Origin of the sequence: Variovorax sp. CF079, assembly GCF_900101545.1 — a bacterium.
Lineage (GTDB): Bacteria > Pseudomonadota > Gammaproteobacteria > Burkholderiales > Burkholderiaceae_C > Variovorax.
Window position 1 is genome coordinate 105822 of record NZ_FMZU01000016.1, and the last position, 15511, is coordinate 121332.

Here is a 15511-nt window from a genome sequence, read left to right on the forward strand (position 1 = left end):
GCGGGCTTGAAAAGCGCGCGTGGCCGACCATCTTTCCATGATCAAGTAAAGGATTCCCATGTCCGGTCATACCCCCCTGCCTGCCACCGAACTCGACCTGCCGCTGCTTCCGTTGCGCGATGTGGTCGTCTTCCCCCACATGGTGATTCCGCTGTTCGTCGGTCGCCCGAAAAGCATCAAGGCGCTCGAGCTCGCGATGGAAGCGGAGCGCCGCATCATGCTGGTGGCGCAAAAGGCCGCCGCCAAGGACGAGCCCTCGGTCGAGGACATGTTCGAGGTCGGCTGCATCTCGACCATCCTGCAGATGCTGAAGCTGCCCGATGGCACGGTCAAAGTGCTGGTCGAAGGCCAGCAGCGCGCGCGCGTCAACCGCATCGACGACGGCGAAACCCACTTCTCGGCCAACGTGACGCCGGTGGAAGTGGTCGAGGCCGCCGCTCAGAAGGGCACCGAGGTCGAGGCGCTGCGCCGCGCGGTGATGCAGCAGTTCGACCAGTACGTGAAGCTCAACAAGAAGATCCCGCCCGAGATCCTGACTTCGATCTCGAGCATCGACGATCCGGGCCGCCTGGCCGACACCATCGCCGCCCACCTGCCGCTCAAGCTCGACAACAAGCAGGCGGTGCTCGACCTGGCCGACATCAAGTCGCGGCTCGAGAACCTCTACGGGCAGCTGGAGCGCGAGGTCGACATCCTCAACGTCGACAAGAAGATCCGCGGCCGCGTGAAGCGCCAGATGGAGAAGAACCAGCGCGACTTCTACCTCAACGAGCAGGTCAAGGCGATCCAGAAGGAGCTCGGCGAAGGCGAGGAGGGCGCGGACATCGAGGAGATCGAGAAGAAGATCAAGCTCGCCAAGATGCCCAAGGAAGCGCTCAAGAAGGCCGAGGGCGAACTCAAGAAGCTCAAGCTGATGTCGCCGATGTCGGCCGAGGCGACCGTGGTGCGCAACTACATCGACGTGCTGATCGGCCTGCCGTGGAGCAAGAAGACCAAGATCAAGCACGACCTCGCGCACGCCGAAGAGGTGCTCAACGAAGACCACTACGGGCTCGAGAAGGTCAAGGACCGCATCCTCGAATATCTCGCGGTCCAGCAACGCGTCGACAAGGTGAAGGCCCCGATCCTGTGCCTGGTCGGCCCGCCGGGCGTGGGCAAGACCTCGCTCGGGCAGTCGATCGCCAAGGCGACCGGCCGCAAGTACACGCGCATGGCGCTGGGCGGCATGCGTGACGAGGCCGAGATCCGCGGCCATCGCCGCACCTACATCGGCGCGCTGCCGGGCAAGGTGCTGTCGAGCTTGAACAAGGTCGGCACGCGCAATCCGCTGTTCCTGCTCGACGAGATCGACAAGCTCGGCACCGACTTTCGCGGCGACCCGTCGAGCGCGCTGTTGGAAGTGCTCGACCCCGAGCAGAACCATACCTTCGGCGACCACTACGTCGAGGTCGACTTCGACCTCTCCGACGTGATGTTCGTCGCGACTTCGAATTCGATGAACATCCCGCCGGCGCTGCTCGACCGGATGGAAGTCATCCGCCTCGCGGGCTACACCGAAGACGAGAAGACGCACATCGCGCTGAAGTACCTGCTGCCCAAGCAGATGAAGAACAACGGCGTGAAGGAAGAAGAACTCCTGATCACCGAAGAAGCCGTGCGCGACATCGTGCGCTACTACACGCGCGAAGCCGGCGTGCGCTCGCTCGAGCGCGAGCTCTCGAAGATCTGCCGCAAGGTGGTCAAGGGGCTGCTGCTCAAGAAGATGACGCCCAAGGTCGTTGTCGAAGGCAAGAACCTGAATGACTTCCTCGGCGTGCGCAAGTACAGCTTCGGCCTGGCCGAAAAGCAGAACCAGGTGGGCCAGGTGGTCGGCCTTGCGTGGACCGAAGTGGGCGGCGATCTGCTGACGATCGAAGCGGTCACGATGCCCGGCAAGGGCGTCATCAGCCGCACCGGTTCGCTCGGCGACGTGATGAAGGAATCGGTCGAGGCCGCGCGCACGGTGGTGCGCAGCCGCGCACGGCGCCTCGGCATCAAGGACGAGGTCTTCGAGAAGCGCGACATCCATATCCACGTGCCCGATGGCGCAACGCCGAAGGACGGCCCCAGCGCAGGCGCCGCGATGACGACGGCCTTCGTTTCGGCGCTCACCGGCATCCCGGTGCGCGGCGACGTCGCGATGACCGGAGAGATCACGCTGCGCGGCGAGGTCACGGCCATCGGCGGCCTGAAGGAAAAGCTCTTGGCCGCATTGCGCGGCGGCATCAAGACCGTGCTGATTCCCGAAGAGAACGCGAAGGACCTGCAAGACATTCCGGAGAACGTGAAGAACGGCCTTGAGATCGTGCCCGTGAAGTGGATCGACAAGGTGCTCGAGATCGCGCTCGAAAAGACGCCCACGCCCTTGTCCGATGAAGAGGTCGCAGCCTCTGCAGCGGCCGTGGCCGAGCTCGCGAAACAGCGCGGCTCGCAACCCGCGGAAGGTTCAGTCAAACATTGAGTCGCGAGACTTGCGGGACCTCGAAAAAATACTATATAATTCGAGGCTCGAAACGCGGGAATAGCTCAGTTGGTAGAGCGCAACCTTGCCAAGGTTGAGGTCGAGAGTTCGAGACTCTTTTCCCGCTCCAGTTTTGAAAAAGGGAAGCTTCGGGCTTCCCTTTTTTTCGCGAGTTCAAACAGCAGGGCGCGATAGCAAAGCGGTTATGCAACGGATTGCAAATCCGTCTAGCCCGGTTCGACTCCGGGTCGCGCCTCCATCCATATCGATATCGATCCGACAGCCCCACCAACCATCGTTGCCGGGGCTGTTTTCGTTTCGGGTATCGTGCATATCTGCCCGGCCGCCCGGATGGTGAAATTGGTAGACACATCGGACTTAAAATCCGCCGCTTCCTGCATAAGGGGCGTACCGGTTCGACCCCGGTTCCGGGCACCATCACATACAAGGGAGCAATGACATGCCTCGCTACAACGCTCCGTTCGAAATCCATGTGCACGGCGATGTGCCGCTGCGCTCCGATGTGAGCTTCGAGCAGATCCAGGAAGCGCTCAGGCCACTCTGGAAATATGCCGGCGCCAAGTCGCTGGCCGATGGCGCGACCAGCGTCTACGAAGAAGAGCCGGGCATCCGTTTCGAGCAGAAGGAGCACATGCTCCAGATCTGCTGGACGGTCGCCGGCGACGAGGATTTCCGCCAGGCACTCGACGAGATGTGCATGGCACTCAACGAGCTCGCCGAACAAGGCGCTGCGCTCGAAGTCACTTTCTACGACACCGATTTCGACGAGGAAGAGGGCGACCCCGACGAAGAGTCGCGCGACGACTTCCTCATGCTCTTCGTGGGGCCGAACCCGGCCGCGATCATGCAGGTGCAGCGCGACCTCCTGGTGGAAGACGTGGTCAACCTCATGGAGCGCCACTTCGACGGTTCCGAACTCGGCGGCGTGGTGGCGGAAATCGACAAGCTCTTCGGCGACCGCTTCGATGCGCTCGTGAACTCGCTCGAGATCGGCAAGCGCCCCCGCGGCGGCACCGGTGGTCCGGGTACGGGCGGCCACGGTGGCGGACGCCGCCCGCGCCACCTGCACTAGCAAGAGCGTGCCACGGAGCGGTCAAGCCGCTCCGCTATGCTCGGCGACCTTCTGTTCGAGGAGAGTCGCTTGGCCTTGTTTTCACAATCTGCCCTCCGTCCCGGCGTGCGCAAGCGCGAAGTCTTCGGCTGGGCGATGTACGACTTCGCCAACTCGGGCTACACCACGGTGGTCATCACGGCGGTGTTCGCTGCCTACTTCGTCGGCGGCATCGCCAAGGGCGAGCCCTGGGCCACCTTCGCGTGGACGGCGGCCCTGAGCATTTCCTATGCGATCGTGATGCTGTCGATGCCGGCGATCGGCGCCTGGGCCGATCTGCATGCGGCCAAGAAGAGGTTGCTGGCCATCGTCACTGCCGGCTGTGTGCTCGGCACCGCGGCCCTTGCGCTCACGCCGAAGCTCGGCGGTCCGTATGCGGTGGCCTTGGCGATGGGCCTGGTGATCTTCTCCAACACCTTCTACTCTTACGGCGAATCGCTGACCGGCGCCTTCCTGCCGGAACTCGCCACGGCGGAGGGCATGGGCAAGGTCAGCGGCTGGGGCTGGGCCTTCGGCTACATCGGCGGCATGCTCTCGCTCGGCCTGTGCCTGGCCTATGTGCTCTCGGCGCAGGCCAAGGGTTTGCCTGCCGCGCATTTCGTGCCGGTCACGATGCTGATCACGGCTGCGCTCTATGGCGTGGCGGCCTGCGCCACCTTCGCGCTGCTGCCCGAGCGTGCGCTGCCGCAGCCGGCCGGCGCGCGGCAGAGCGCCTGGCGGCAGCTGCGCCACACTTTCCGCGAGGCGCGCGCCTACAGCGACTTCATGTGGCTCCTGGCCTGTACCGTCTGCTACCAGGGTGGGGTGGCGGTGGCGATCACGCTCGCGGCGATCTATGCCGAGCAGGTGATTGGCTTCGTCCCCAGCGAGACCATGGTGCTGATCTTCGTGCTCAACGTCGCGGCCGCGCTCGGCGCCTTTGGCTTCGGCTACCTGCAGGATCGCATCGGCCACCGGCGGGCGCTGTCGGGTGCGCTCGTGGCCTGGATCGCCGTGTGCGTGATCGCCGCCTCGGTCACGACCAAGGGCGGCTTCTGGTGGGCTGCATCCATCGCCGGCCTGGCGATGGGTTCGAGCCAGTCGGCCGGCCGCGCCATGACCGGCGTGCTGGCCCCGCCGCGCCAACTCGCCGAATTCTTCGGGCTCTGGACCTTCGCGACGCGGCTGGCCGGCATCATCGGGCCGCTGAGCTACGGCGCCATCACGTGGATGACCGGGGGCAACCAGCGCATCGCGATCCTCTCGACCGCCGCGCTGTTTGTCGGCGGCCTCTTGCTGTTGATACCGATCGACATGCGGCGCGGCCGCGCCGCTGCGCTGCGCGAAGTGTCTCAGTCGGAAGCCGTGCCCTTGGAGGCACGGTAGATCGTCCCGTCGTAGTGCAGCGTCATCGACGTGAACTTCGCCGGCCGTTCCTGCGTCACGCACTCTTCGCCCTGCGGGCTGGAGCGGCTCAGAGTGCGGGTCTGGCGCAGCAGCAGGTCGGCATAGCCGTTGCTCGTGCTGCGCGCGATCGACAGGCTGCCGCGCACGGTCTCGAAGTTGCCGGCGCAGTTGGTGTCCCACTCGCCGCGCTCGAGTGCCGTCTCGAGCCCGTCGAGCACCTTGGCGAGCTTCGGGCCCTGCGGCACGTAGAGCGTGAGCGTTTCGTTTGAGTACGGGTTCGCACGCGACGAGCCCTGGTGGACGACCCGCACGCCGAATGCGCGCGCGTCGCCGGCCAGCGCGTAGCGCGCGGTGTCGACCTTGATCTCGCCGATGCGGATCGCGTCTTCGGTCAGCGCTGCGGGCTGGAACAAGCGGCTGACGACCGTTGCACGCTCGGTGTTGCCGTTGTCGGCCTGCTGCACCACGAGCACGTCAAGATCGAACTCGGTTAAGTTCGGTTCGGACGATGGGCGCGGCATCGGCAGCACCACGATGAAGCGGCCCGCGAAGCCGCGCCAGGGCTGGCACACGGCGCGTTCATGGTCGAGCAGGCGCTTCGGATGCAGCTTGGCATGCATGCGCTCCGCAAGGCCGGTATCGCAGGCGGCGTGGCCGGCAACGCAGAAGGCGGCCAGCAGCGGGGCGAGAAGCAGGCGGCCGCGCATGGACAGGATCAGGTGCTTGTTGCCGTCGATGCGCCGGCGGTCGTCGCAGGGCCGGCTGGGCGCGTGAGCCAGCGTGCGGCCGCGGCATCGAGCGCATCGGGTGCAGCGCTGCTGACGAGTGCGACGGCGCCGTCGTCTGCTTCGGCGAGTTGCCCGGCCTGGGACAGCAGCCGCCGCGTCTGCTGCGCGACCGGCGCGCCGGTATCGATGAAGTGCACCGTGTCGCCGGTATGGCGGCGCAACTCGGCCGCGATGAAGGGGTAATGGGTGCAGCCCAGCACCAGCGTGTCGATCTGTCCCGGTGCGCTGCCGAACGTGCCCGCCGCGCTCAGATAGCGTTGGCTCAGTGCCGCGATCTCGGCGCTGTCGGAACGCTCGATGGCGCCCGCCAGGCCGTCGCAGGGAACGATGCGGAAGACCGCTTGTGTGGCCAGCGACGCGTGCAAGGTCTCGAACTTGCGGCTTTCCAGGGTCACGCGGGTCGCGATCACCGCGATATGGCCGGTGCGGCTCGTCGCTACCGCGGGTTTGAGGGCCGGTTCGACACCGACCAGCGGCAGCGCCGGATGATAAGACCGCAGTTCATGGATGGCAGCCGCCGTCGCGGTATTGCAAGCGACGACCAGCGCCTTGATCCGATGCCGATCGAGCAGGTAGCGCGCGACCGTGCGGGTCCGCTCGGCCACGTAGGCATCGCCGCGCTCACCATAGGGCGCATGGCCCGTGTCGGCGAAGTAGACGAAGCGCTCGTGCGGCAGCTCCTCGCGCAGCGCGTTGAGGACCGAGAGCCCCCCGACGCCGCTGTCGAACACGCCGATCGGAAAGTGGCTCAAGCGGCTTCCATCATGATGGTCTTGAACTCGCCGCTGGCGATGCGCTTCTGCCACTCGGCCGGGCCGGTGATGTGGGCGCTGGTGCCTCCGGCGTCCACTGCCACCGTGACCGGCATGTCCACCACGTCGAACTCGTAGATCGCCTCCATGCCGAGATCGGCGAAGCCCACCACCTTGGCCGTCTTGATCGCCTTGCTCACCAGGTAGGCGGCACCACCCACCGCCATCAGGTAGGCGCTCTGGTGCTTCTTGATCGCCTCGATCGCGACCGGCCCGCGCTCGGCCTTGCCGATCATTGCGATCAAGCCGGTCTTCGCCAGCATCATCTCGGTGAAGCCGTCCATGCGCGTGGCGGTGGTCGGGCCGGCCGGGCCCACCGCCTCGTCCTTGACCGGATCGACCGGGCCGACGTAGTAGATCACCCGGTTGGTGAAGTCCACCGGCAGCTTCTCGCCCTTGGCCAGCATGTCGGCGATGCGCTTGTGTGCGGCATCGCGGCCGGTGAGCATCTTGCCGTTGAGCAGCAGGGTGTCGCCCGGCTTCCAGCTAGCGACCTCGGCCGGCGTGAGCTTGTCGAGATCGACGCGCTTGCTCTTGTTGTAGTCGGGCGCCCACTCGATCTTGGGCCACAGGTCCAGCGAGGGCGCTTCGAGGTACACCGGTCCCGAGCCGTCGAGCACGAAGTGCGCATGGCGCGTGGCCGCGCAGTTCGGGATCATCGCCACCGGCTTGCTCGCCGCGTGCGTGGGGTACATCTTGATCTTGACGTCTAGCACGGTGGCCAGGCCGCCCAGGCCCTGCGCGCCGATGCCGAGCGCATTGACCTTCTCGTAAAGCTCGACGCGCAGCGCCTCCACCTTGCTGAGTTCGGCCCCGGAGCGCTTCTTGGCCAGCAGCTCGTGCATGTCGAGGTCGTCCATCAGGCTTTCCTTGGCGAGCAGGGCGGCCTTCTCGGCGGTGCCGCCGATGCCGATGCCCAGCATGCCCGGCGGGCACCAGCCGGCGCCCATGGTGGGCACGGTCTTGAGCACCCAGTCGACCACGCTGTCGCCGGGGTTCAGCATCACCAGCTTGCTCTTGTTCTCGCTGCCGCCGCCCTTGGCGGCCACCGTCACCTCGACGGTGTTACCCGGCACGATCTCGGTGAAGATCACGGCCGGCGTGTTGTCCTTCGTGTTCTTGCGATCGAACTGCGGGTCGGCCACGACCGAGGCGCGCAGCGTGTTGTCGGGATGGTTGTAGCCGCGGCGCACGCCTTCGTTGATGGCGTCGTCGAGGCTGCCGGTGAAGCCGCCCCAGCGCACGTCCATGCCGACCTTGAGGAAGACGTTGACGATGCCGGTGTCCTGGCAGATCGGGCGCTGGCCGGTGGCGCTCATCTTGCTGTTGGTGAGGATCTGCGCCATCGCGTCCTTGGCCGCCGGGCTTTGCTCGCGCTCGTAGGCACGCGCCAGGTGGGCGATGTAGTCGGTCGGGTGGTAGTAGCTGATGTATTGCAGCGCGGCGGCAACCGACTCGATCAGGTCGGCTTGTTGAATCGTGGTGGTCATGGGGGTTTTTGCTTGGACGGATACTGGCGGGTCCTCCATTTTGACAGCTCAGGCCCGCCCATGAAGACACGCACCGAACGCGACACCTTTGGCCCCATCGAAGTACCGGCAGACAGGCTCTGGGGCGCGCAGACCCAGCGCTCGCTGCAGAACTTCGACATCTCGGGCGAGCAGCAGCCGCGCGAGATCATCAAAGCCCTGGCGCAGGTCAAGCGCGCCTCGGCAGTGGTCAACCATGCGCTCGGCCTGCAGGACGAGAAGAAGACGAAGGTCATCGTCGCTGCGGCCGACGAAGTCATCGCCGGCACGCATCCCGAGGAGTTCCCGCTGGTCGTGTGGCAGACCGGATCCGGCACGCAGACCAACATGAACGTCAACGAGGTGCTGGCCAACCGCGCGAGCGAGCTGCTGGGCGGCGAACGCGGGGAAGGACGTCTCGTGCATCCGAACGACGATGTGAACCGCAGCCAGTCCTCGAACGACGTGTTCCCGACCGCGATGCACGTGGCGGCGGTCGACGCGATCACCAACCGGCTGTTGCCCGCCATCGCCAGGCTGCGCGGAACGCTGGAAAAGAAATCGCAGGACTTCGCCGACATCGTGAAGATCGGCCGCACCCATCTGCAGGATGCGACGCCGCTCACGCTGGGCCAGGAATTCTCGGGCTACGTGGCGCAGCTCGCGCACGGCGAAGCCCACGTGCGCGCCGCGTTGCCGCACCTGTGCGAGCTGGCGCTGGGCGGCACCGCGGTCGGCACCGGGCTCAACGCGCCCAGGGGCTATGCCGAGCAGGTGGCGGCCGAGCTTGCCAGGCTCACCGGCCTGCCTTTCGTCACCGCGCCGAACAAGTTCGAGGCCATGGCCTCGGTCGATGGGCTGGTGCATGCGCACGGCGCGCTCAAGACCCTGGCCGCGAGCATGACGAAGATCGCCAACGACGTGCGCTGGCTCGCGAGCGGCCCGCGCAGCGGTATCGGCGAACTGAGCATTCCCGAAAACGAGCCGGGCTCGTCGATCATGCCCGGCAAGGTGAATCCGACGCAGAGCGAGGCGGTCACGATGCTGGCGGCGCAGGTGATGGGCAACGACGTCGCGATCAACATCGGTGGTGCCTCGGGCAACTTCGAGCTCAACGTATTTCGCCCGATGGTGGCGCACAACTTCCTGCAGAGCGTGCGCCTTTTGGCCGACGGCATGGTGAGCTTCAACGACCACTGCGCGGTGGGCATCGAGCCCAACCGCGAGCGCATCGCCGAACTCGTACAGCGCTCGCTGATGCTGGTGACGGCACTCAACACGCACATCGGCTACGACAAGGCGGCCTTCATCGCGAAGAAGGCGCACAAGGAAGGCACGAGCCTGCGCGAGGCGGCGGTGGCCTCAGGTCACCTGACCGGGGAGCAGTTCGATGCCTGGGTGGTGCCGGAGAACATGACCGGGCGATAGACGCTCAGTGATTGGCGGAGGGCGAGGGTGCCATCAGCTTGTCGGTCACCGCGATCGCCATCGCCGACAGCAGGAAGGTGATGTGGATCGCGGTCTGCGCGATCAGCACCCGGTCGGTGTAGTTGTCGGCGTTGATGAAGGTCTTGAGCAGGTGGATCGAGCTGATGCCGATGATCGCGGTGGCCAGCTTGACCTTCAGCACCGAGGCGTTCACATGGCTCAGCCACTCGGGCTGGTCGCGATGGCCTTCGAGGTTCATGCGGCTCACGAAGGTCTCGTAGCCGCCGACGATCACCATGATCAGCAGGTTGGAGATCATGACTACGTCGATCAGCGCCAGCACCACCAGCATGATCACGGTTTCGTTGAGCGTCGTGATCGGCGCGGCGGTCTTGTACCCGATGCTGGTGATGAGCAGTTGCAGCGCATCCTGGCTGCCGAACGCGGCCTCGACCAGGTGGAAGAGTTCGACCAGGAAGTGCAGCACGTACACGCCCTGTGCGACGATCAGGCCCAGGTACAGCGGCAGCTGCAGCCAGCGGCTGGCGAAGATCAGGTTGGGCAGCGGGCGCAGGGGCGAGACCTTGCCGCTGTTCGAGGTGGTGGGGTCGAGGGTGGACATCGGGTCGTTGTGGGCGGGAAACGCGCGATTCTAGGGTGTGCGCGAGCGCCCCGGTGTCACGCTCCTGTCGTTAACATGGAGCGTCAGTCATCCGTAAGTGCGGCCGCCGACATTAACGCCGGTCAATTGACAGGTACAGGAGACGAAAAATGAGCAGTGCACCGACGACGATCGAGTCCACCCTGGTCGAGAACCGCGTGTTTCCGCCGGATGCCCGTGCCACGCAGGGCGCGCGCATCGCGAGCATGGCCGCCTACGACGCGCTATGCAAGGAAGCCGCCGACGACTTCGAGGGCTTCTGGGCCCGCCAGGCGCGAAGCAACGTGGTGTGGACCAAGCCCTTCACCCGCACGCTCGACGAATCGAACGTGCCTTTCTACAAATGGTTCGACGACGGCGAGCTCAACGCCTCGGCCAACTGCCTCGACAAGCACATCGGCACCGCGGTCGAGAACAAGACCGCGATCGTTTTCGAGGCCGACGACGGCGCTGTCACCAAGATCACCTACAAGGACCTGCTGGCTCGCGTTTCGCAGTTCGCCAATGCGCTGAAGGCGCAAGGCATCCAGAAGGGCGACCGCGTCATCGTCTACATGCCGATGGCCATCGAGGGCGTGATTGCGATGCAGGCCTGCGCCCGCATCGGCGCCACCCACAGCGTGGTGTTCGGCGGTTTCTCCGCGAAGGCGCTGCAGGAACGCATCATCGATGCCGGCGCCGTGGCGGTCATCACGGCCAACTACCAGCTGCGCGGCGGCAAGGAACTGCCGCTCAAGGCCATCGTCGACGACGGCATCGCGCTCGGCGGCTGCGAATCGATCAAGACCGTGCTGGTTTATCAGCGCACCGCGACCGCCTGCAACATGGTGGCCGGCCGCGACAAGACCTTCGACGAGGCGCTCCAGGGCCAGAGCACCGAATGCGCGCCGGTGCCGGTCGGCGCCGAGCATCCGCTTTTCATCCTCTACACCTCGGGCTCGACCGGCAAGCCCAAGGGCGTGCAGCATTCGACCGGCGGCTACCTGCTGTGGGCCAAGCTCACGATGGACTGGACCTTCGACGTGCGCCCCGAAGACGTGTTCTGGTGCACCGCCGACATCGGCTGGATCACCGGCCACACCTACGTGGCCTACGGCCCGCTCGCCGCGGGCGCGACGCAGGTGGTGTTCGAGGGCGTCCCGACTTTCCCGCATGCGGGCCGCTTCTGGCAGATGATCGAGAAGCACAGGGTCACGATCTTCTACACCGCCCCGACCGCGATCCGCTCGCTGATCAAGGCGGCCGACAGCGACGAGAAGGTGCATCCCAAGAACTGGGACCTGTCGTCGCTGCGCATCCTCGGCACCGTGGGCGAGCCGATCAATCCCGAAGCCTGGATGTGGTACTACCGGAACGTCGGCGGCGAGAAATGTCCGATCGTCGACACCTTCTGGCAGACCGAGACCGGCGGCCACGTCATCACGCCGCTGCCGGGCGCCACGCCGCTTGTGCCGGGCTCCTGCACCTTGCCGCTGCCGGGCATCATGGCCGCGATCGTCGACGAGACCGGCAAGGACATCCCGCACGGCGCCGGCGGCATGCTGGTCATCAAGCGGCCCTGGCCCTCGATGATCCGCACCATCTGGAACGACCCCGAGCGCTTCAAGAAGAGCTATTTCCCCGAGGAAATGGGCGGGACCATCTACCTGGCCGGCGACGGCGCGGTGCGCAGCGCCGACCGCGGCTACTTCCGCATCACGGGACGCATCGACGACGTGCTCAACGTGTCGGGCCACCGGCTCGGCACGATGGAAATCGAATCCGCGCTGGTCGCCAAGACCGACCTCGTGGCCGAAGCCGCCGTGGTCGGCCGGCCCGACGACGTGACCGGCGAGGCGGTCTGCGCCTTCGTCGTGCTGAAGCGCGGCCGCCCGAGCGGCGACGAGGCGAAGCAGATCGCCGCCGAGCTGCGCAACTGGGTGGCCAAGGAGATCGGCCCGATCGCAAAGCCGAAGGACATCCGCTTCGGCGAGAACCTGCCGAAGACGCGCAGCGGCAAGATCATGCGGCGCCTCTTGCGCAGCATCGCCAAGGGCGAAGCGATCACGCAGGACACCTCGACGCTCGAGAACCCCGCCATCCTCGAACAGCTCGGCCAGGCTTACTAACGGCCCCCACGCTCCGTCACTGCGTGTACTCGCTGCCCCCCGAGGGGGCCGCAGGCCGCCTTGGGGCGGCCCGGCGCCGGCCTGGGAATTCGCAGCCGCGCCCCTGTCCGACAGGGCATTGGCGCCGGATGCGTTACAACAGCCCATCGATTGTTGAGGAGACATCCATGGGATTGAGAACAGGCGTGCTGCTGGTGGTCGTGCTGCTGATCGCGGCGCTCGCGGCCTTGAACTGGGGCCTGCTCGTCACGCCCACCGCCATGTCGGTCGGCTTCATGCAGATCACGGCGCCCTTCGGGTTGATCATGCTGGGCCTCACGGTGCTTCTGAGCATCTTCTTCGTGGCCTACATCGTCTACCTGCAGACCACGGTGCTGCTCGAAACGCGGCGCCACACGAAGGAAATGCAGGCCCAGCGCAGCCTGGCCGACCGGGCCGAGGCTTCTCGTTTCACCGAGCTGCGCAGTTTCCTCGAGACCCAGGAGAACGTCCACATGGCGCGCAACGCCGAGCGGCATGCGGCGCTGCTGGCGCGCGTGGAGCAGCTGGAGACGATGATCAAGCTGCGCTCCGACCGGACCGACAACACGCTGGCAGCCCACATCGGCCAGCTCGAAGATCGCGTCGACCGCCGGCCGGCGACGGCGACGGTGGCGTCTTCGCCGCCCGTGGGCATGCCACCGCCGGTCTGAGGCCCGCGCTACTTCGTCAACAGGATCCAGGCCGCCAGCTTTTTCGCGTCCGCTTCGCTGACCTGGTTGTTGGCCGGCATCGGCACCTGTCCCCAGACGCCCGATCCGCCCTTGATGATCTTGCCGGCGAGCATGTCGGCCGCGCCCTTGTTGTCCTTGTACTTGGCCGCGACTTCCTTGAACGAAGGGCCGAGGATCTTGCGTTCGACCGCGTGGCAGCTCATGCAGTTCTTCGAGGTGGCCAGGGCCAGGTCGGCAAGGGCGGGTGCGGCGGAAGCCAGGCCCAGGGCGGCCAGCAGAAGCGCTCTTTTCATGAAGTCCTTGTCGCGTGGGTGCGTTAAAGTCGATCCAACGCGATTGTAGGTAGCGCGGTGCACGGTCCGCCGCGATGCGGGCCTGGAAAACCGGAGGGATTCTCTATGTGGTTTCTGTTGCTGGGCCTTCTTGGCGTGGCCCTCAAATACTTCGAAGTCGGCTTCGTGGCCCAGTGGGACTGGTGGATCGTGCTCATCCCCTTCGCGCTGGCCGCGGCCTGGTGGGCCTGGGCCGACTGGTCAGGCTACACCAAGCGCAAGGTGGTCGAACGCGAAAACGCGCGCCGGCAGGACCGCATCGACCGGCAGCGCAGCAATCTGGGCCTTCTGACCAGCCGTTCCAACCGCCGCCGCCGCGGCGGACGCTAGAGCCCGGCACAGCGTCGTCGGCCTGGGCTTTGTCGTGTTCGGCGCCAGCGCGTGGGTGTTGGCGGGGTGATCAGTACTTGTCGAGCACCGCACCCGAGCTCGCGCTCGATGCATTGAACGCGAACTTGGCCTGCACGCCGCGCGTGTAGCGCGGGACAGGGGCCTTCCATCCTTCCCGGCGCTTCGCGAGTTCGGCGTCGGACACGTTGAGTTCGAGCTTGAGCTGGTGCGCGTCGATGGTGATCGAGTCGCCCTCGTTGACGAAGGCGATGGTGCCGCCGGCCGCGGCCTCGGGCGCCACGTGGCCGACCACCATGCCCCAGGTGCCGCCCGAGAAGCGGCCGTCCGTGATGAGGCCCACGCTTTCGCCGAGGCCGGCGCCGATCAACGCGCCGGTGGGCGCCAGCATCTCCGGCATGCCGGGGCCGCCCTTGGGGCCGAGGTAGCGCAGCACCATCACGTCGCCGGCCTTGATTTTGCCGTCGAGGATGGCCTGGAGCGCCGACTGCTCGTCGTCGAACACGCGCGCCGGGCCGGTGATGACAGGGTTCTTGAGGCCGGTGATCTTGGCCACCGCGCCCTCGGGCGAGAGGTTGCCCTTGAGGATGGCCAGGTGGCCCTCGGCGTACATCGGATTCGTGATCGGGCGGATCACGTCTTGGTCGGCACGCGGCTGGTCGGGCACGTCCTTCAGCACCTCGGCGATGGTCTGGCCGGTGATCGTGATGCAGTCGCCGTGCAGCAAACCCGCGTTCAGCAGGATCTTCATCACCTGCGGGATGCCGCCGGCCTGGTGCAGGTCGACCGCGAGGTACTTGCCGCTGGGCTTGAGGTCGCACAGCACCGGCACCTTCTTGCGGATGCGCTCGAAGTCGTCGATCGACCATTCCACGCCCGCCGCGTGCGCGATGGCGAGGAAGTGCAGCACCGCGTTGGTGGAGCCGCCGGTGGCCATGATCACGGCCACCGCGTTCTCGATCGCCTTCTTGGTCACGATGTCGCGCGGCTTGATGTCCTTCTTGATGGCCTCGATCAGCACCTTGGCCGATTCCTTGGCCGAGTTGGCCTTCTCGTCGTGCGGGTTGGCCATGGTCGAGGAGTAGGGCAGCGAGATGCCGAGCGCCTCGAAGGCCGAACTCATGGTGTTGGCCGTGTACATGCCGCCGCAGGAGCCGGTGCCGGGGATCGCGCGCTTCTCGATTTCCTTCAGGTCCTCGTCGCTCATGTTGCCGGCGGCGTTCTGGCCGACCGCCTCGAACACGCTCACGATGTTGAGGTCCTGGCCCTTGTAGCGGCCCGGCAGGATGGTGCCGCCGTAGACATAGATCGCCGGCACGTTGGCGCGCAGCATGCCCATCAGGCCGCCGGGCATGTTCTTGTCGCAACCGCCGACCACCAGCACGCCGTCCATCCACTGGCCGCCGACGCAGGTCTCGATGCAGTCGGAGATGACCTCGCGGCTCACCAGCGAGTACTTCATGCCTTCGGTGCCCATGGCCATGCCGTCGGAAATGGTCGGCGTGCCGAAGACCTGCGCGTTGCCGCCGGCTTCCTCGATGCCGGCGATCGCGGCGTCGGCCAGCTTCTGCAGGCCCGAGTTGCACGGCGTGATGGTGCTGTGGCCGTTGGCCACGCCGACCATCGGCTTCTTGAAATCGCCTTCCTCGTAGCCCATCGCGTAGAACATCGAGCGGTTGGGCGCGCGCGACTTGCCTTCGGTGATGTTGGCGCTGCGGGCGTTGATCTTGATCGTCTGGGTGGCCATGGTGTCTCTGGTCTTGAATCGGGGGAAGGCAAGTATCGGACGATTGAC

Annotated in this window: 13 protein-coding genes and 3 tRNA genes; 10 read left to right on the forward strand and 6 right to left on the reverse strand. The window is 66.0% G+C overall.

Annotated elements, in window-relative coordinates; translation table 11 throughout:
* Positions 1 to 58: 58 nt before the first annotated feature.
* From lon to BLS74_RS21550, 6 genes are all read left to right on the forward strand, one after another.
* Complete coding sequence (gene lon / locus BLS74_RS21525; RefSeq protein ID WP_093109183.1) at positions 59 to 2500, forward strand: endopeptidase La; 2442 nt, start codon at positions 59 to 61, stop codon at positions 2498 to 2500.
* A 54-nt stretch (positions 2501 to 2554) separates the two neighbouring features.
* Positions 2555 to 2630 (forward strand) — tRNA-Gly (locus BLS74_RS21530).
* Positions 2631 to 2685: 55 nt separating this feature from the next.
* Positions 2686 to 2759, forward strand: a tRNA-Cys gene (locus BLS74_RS21535).
* 86 nt (positions 2760 to 2845) lie between these two features.
* A tRNA-Leu gene (locus BLS74_RS21540) sits at positions 2846 to 2938 on the forward strand.
* 22 nt (positions 2939 to 2960) lie between these two features.
* Complete coding sequence (locus BLS74_RS21545; RefSeq protein ID WP_093109184.1) at positions 2961 to 3593, forward strand: DUF6806 family protein; 633 nt, start codon at positions 2961 to 2963, stop codon at positions 3591 to 3593.
* Between the two features lie 69 nt (positions 3594 to 3662).
* Positions 3663 to 4997, forward strand: a complete 1335-nt coding sequence (locus BLS74_RS21550; RefSeq protein ID WP_093109263.1) for an MFS transporter — start codon at positions 3663 to 3665, stop codon at positions 4995 to 4997.
* Here BLS74_RS21550 and BLS74_RS21555 read toward each other — a convergent pair.
* Genes BLS74_RS21555 through BLS74_RS21565 form a run of 3 tightly spaced genes read right to left on the reverse strand, consistent with a single transcriptional unit; the run spans position 4964 to position 8108 of the window.
* Positions 4964 to 5725: a PA3715 family protein gene (locus BLS74_RS21555; RefSeq protein ID WP_093109185.1), complete on the reverse strand. Its 762-nt coding sequence runs from the start codon at positions 5723 to 5725 to the stop codon at positions 4964 to 4966. The two genes, BLS74_RS21550 and BLS74_RS21555, sit on opposite strands and share 34 nt — an antisense overlap.
* 8 nt (positions 5726 to 5733) lie before the next feature.
* Positions 5734 to 6558 carry a glutamate racemase gene (gene murI / locus BLS74_RS21560; protein ID WP_093109186.1) on the reverse strand — a complete coding sequence of 275 codons (825 nt, stop codon included), beginning with the start codon at positions 6556 to 6558 and terminating at the stop codon, positions 5734 to 5736.
* Entirely contained in the window at positions 6555 to 8108 is a 1554-nt protein-coding gene (locus tag BLS74_RS21565; protein ID WP_093109187.1) for a fumarate hydratase, read from the reverse strand. The genes murI and BLS74_RS21565 overlap by 4 nt, the downstream gene beginning before the upstream one ends.
* Positions 8109 to 8168: 60 nt before the next feature.
* Between BLS74_RS21565 and fumC the strand changes: the two genes are divergently transcribed.
* Positions 8169 to 9554 (forward strand): class II fumarate hydratase, encoded by a 1386-nt coding sequence (gene fumC, locus BLS74_RS21570; RefSeq protein WP_093109188.1) that lies wholly within the window; start codon positions 8169 to 8171, stop codon positions 9552 to 9554.
* 4 nt (positions 9555 to 9558) lie between these two features.
* On the opposite strand, the gene BLS74_RS21575 is transcribed toward fumC, so the two are convergent.
* The gene (locus tag BLS74_RS21575; protein ID WP_093109189.1) at positions 9559 to 10176 is read right to left on the reverse strand and encodes a TIGR00645 family protein; all 618 of its coding nucleotides are present in this window, start codon (positions 10174 to 10176) and stop codon (positions 9559 to 9561) included.
* Between the two features lie 149 nt (positions 10177 to 10325).
* Here BLS74_RS21575 and acs point away from each other — a divergent pair, with 149 nt between their 5' ends.
* On the forward strand, positions 10326 to 12323 hold the full coding sequence (acs, locus tag BLS74_RS21580) for an acetate--CoA ligase (protein WP_093109190.1): 1998 nt from the start codon (positions 10326 to 10328) through the stop codon (positions 12321 to 12323).
* 167 nt (positions 12324 to 12490) lie between these two features.
* Entirely contained in the window at positions 12491 to 13015 is a 525-nt protein-coding gene (locus BLS74_RS21585; protein ID WP_093109191.1) for a Signal transduction histidine kinase, read from the forward strand.
* Positions 13016 to 13023: 8 nt separating this feature from the next.
* Here the strand turns inward: BLS74_RS21585 and BLS74_RS21590 are convergent, their stop codons facing one another.
* Entirely contained in the window at positions 13024 to 13329 is a 306-nt protein-coding gene (locus BLS74_RS21590) for a c-type cytochrome (protein WP_093109192.1), read from the reverse strand.
* A 105-nt stretch (positions 13330 to 13434) separates the two neighbouring features.
* Between BLS74_RS21590 and BLS74_RS21595 the strand changes: the two genes are divergently transcribed.
* The gene (locus BLS74_RS21595; protein WP_093109193.1) at positions 13435 to 13698 is read left to right on the forward strand and encodes a TIGR04438 family Trp-rich protein; all 264 of its coding nucleotides are present in this window, start codon (positions 13435 to 13437) and stop codon (positions 13696 to 13698) included.
* Positions 13699 to 13768: 70 nt separating this feature from the next.
* On the opposite strand, the gene ilvD is transcribed toward BLS74_RS21595, so the two are convergent.
* Complete coding sequence (ilvD, locus tag BLS74_RS21600; RefSeq protein ID WP_093109194.1) at positions 13769 to 15463, reverse strand: dihydroxy-acid dehydratase; 1695 nt, start codon at positions 15461 to 15463, stop codon at positions 13769 to 13771.
* Positions 15464 to 15511 lie beyond the last annotated feature (48 nt).